Consider the following 2,389-nt stretch of genomic DNA (forward strand, 5'->3'; position numbering starts at 1 on the left):
TCTTTAAAAAAGTAAAAATGCCGTCTTTTATAACCCTAATTAAATTATGGATTTAATCCTTAACAATGCTTAGTGGTGCTGTTACTATCAAGGTAGCCATTTTATAAATAATAAGGAGCATGTTATGAGTTATCAGCATATTTTACTGGTTACCGATTTATTATCAGATGCCGATATCGTCGCCGAGCGCGCCAAACGCATTATCGCAGGCTCGCCTGATACTAGGTTATCGGTACTGCATATCGTCGAGGATGACATGATACGCTTCGGTTATGAGCTCATTCCAGCGTCGAGCTTATCAGGAGAAAAAGATGGCGCGCATTGGCAAACCGCCCGAGCCAAATTGGCACAGTTTTTGGAGCGTAATCAATTAGAGGCGGTCAACTCTGAGGTCACCGCCGCTATCTCTAACGACAAAGGGATTGTCAAATACTGCCACGAAAAAGAGGTTGATCTGCTCATCATTGGGCGTCATGAGCGCCGCGGTATCGCCGCTTGGCTAGTAGGTGCCACCGCCGATAACATCTTACCCAACGCGCCGTGCGATAGCTTAGTCGTCAAGCTTGATCAGCCAGTACCTAAATAGTTAGACCATTATAAATAGCTTAAAGTAGAAGCTAAGATAGACAAGCTCTACTTAACAGCGGCTAGCAGTGGTGCTATAGTAGATACTATCTGCCATGAGGACAACATAATGAAATATGAGCATATTTTGCTAGTTACCGACCTGCTCTCTGATGCCGATATCGTCGCGCAAAAGGCCAAACGCATTGTCGATAATCGCCCAGGCTCTAAGCTATCGGTACTCCATATCGTCAAAGACACGATGGTCGGTTTTGGCTACGAGCTAGTACCTGCCTCCAGCCTATACGATGAGATCGATGATGAACGCTGTCAAGAAGCACGAGCGAAATTAGCGCAGTTTTTGGAGCGTAATCAATTAAATGCAGAAACCTCTCAAGTGACTACTGCCATCTCAAGTAGCGAAGGTATTGTGAGCTACTGTCACAAAAACGACGTCGATCTACTGGTTATCGGTCGTCATAAACGCTCAGGGATTGCTGCTTGGATAAGCGGGGCGACTGCTGATAATATCTTGCCAAACGTGCCTTGCGACAGCTTCGTGGTTCGGCTTGATAAGCCTGTGACAAGGTAATGACTTGATATAAGTATTTAGCTTTAATAGATAAAGTAAAAGCGCGATATCATCAATGATGTCGCGCTTTTTTTGATCCTAGTGCAATCACTGCTGCTCAATAATATCGATAAAGGTTTGCCAGATAGGGCTTTGGTGCCGAGCCTTATGCCATACCAGCCACCATGTGCGTGATAGATCGATACTGGCAACTTTAACTTGTACCAGCGACTTTGTAGCAAGTTCTGTCTCAATGATATGCTGCGATAGACAGCCTAGTCCAATATCAGCGCTGACCATATTTTTGATGGCCTCAGACTGACTTACCGCGCGAATCACCTCAGCATTTGGCAGATACTGCAATAACTGCTCATCGATTATTTGCCGCGTGCCAGATCCCGCCTCTCGTACCAACAACGGCCGCGTCGCTAATTGCCCAAGGGTAAGCGTATAACTATCATCATCACTCTTAGCAATATCTGTCAGCCATTTACTATCATGCTTAGCAAATATGATGAGCTTGTCGGTACGCCAAGCGCGCTGCTCAATCACTTTACTATCGCTTGGCCTTGGCATACCCTCCACCAGTGCAATATCGATATTAAGCTGCTCAATCTCGCTAACGACTTCTTGCGTGTTAGCGATATAGGTCTCGATGTTAGCTTCTGGCAGCGTCTTATACATCTGGGCCAAGAGGCTTGGCAACACATAATTGCCAATAGTGGTACTCGCGCCAATATGCATCTGCCCTGCTTGATGCTTATGATAATGCTCAAGCGTCAAGGCTTGTCCAAGTAACGCTTGCGCTTGAACATAGATAGGCTGAGCGTTGGCATGAGGGGTGAGCCTACGTCCTACGCGCTCAAACAGCGGCATCTGCAAGCGCGTCTCCAAGGTACTGAGCGCACTACTGACCGCTGATTGTGATAGATGCAGCTCTTTACCCGCACAACTGGTGCTGCCTGTCTGATAAATACTCACAAACACAGCTAGCTGCTTTAACGTAATCTTCGGTACGGTCTGCGGCGCTTTTTTCATCGTCTCTATACCCCACAACTTGTCTCTATACCCTACAGTTTACAAGAGCTACTAGCATATTAACCCAAAAAACAAATAGGTTCTATCTTATCAATCTGTTTTTATTATATATAGCCTTTATCTATACTGTTGACTTATAAAAGCTACCATTAAGCTAATAGTCATATCAGCTTAATCAACAGTAAGCAAGGTAAATACTAGGTTAAGTAAATACTA

Annotated in this window: 3 protein-coding genes; 2 read left to right on the forward strand and 1 reads right to left on the reverse strand. The window is 45.0% G+C overall.

What is annotated here, in order from left to right:
• Positions 1-124 precede the first annotated feature (124 nt).
• A complete protein-coding gene (locus tag ACTXGO_RS12520) occupies positions 125-586 on the forward strand; it encodes a universal stress protein (protein WP_443574768.1) in 462 nt (153 codons plus the stop codon).
• Between the two features lie 108 nt (positions 587-694).
• Positions 695-1,156, forward strand: coding sequence for a universal stress protein (locus ACTXGO_RS12525; RefSeq protein WP_317199212.1), 462 nt, complete (start codon positions 695-697; stop codon positions 1,154-1,156).
• Positions 1,157-1,243: 87 nt separating this feature from the next.
• On the opposite strand, the gene ACTXGO_RS12530 is transcribed toward ACTXGO_RS12525, so the two are convergent.
• A complete protein-coding gene (locus tag ACTXGO_RS12530) occupies positions 1,244-2,173 on the reverse strand; it encodes a LysR substrate-binding domain-containing protein (protein WP_435949656.1) in 930 nt (309 codons plus the stop codon).
• Positions 2,174-2,389: the final 216 nt, after the last annotated feature.

Source organism: Psychrobacter sp. T6-1, assembly GCF_052258445.1.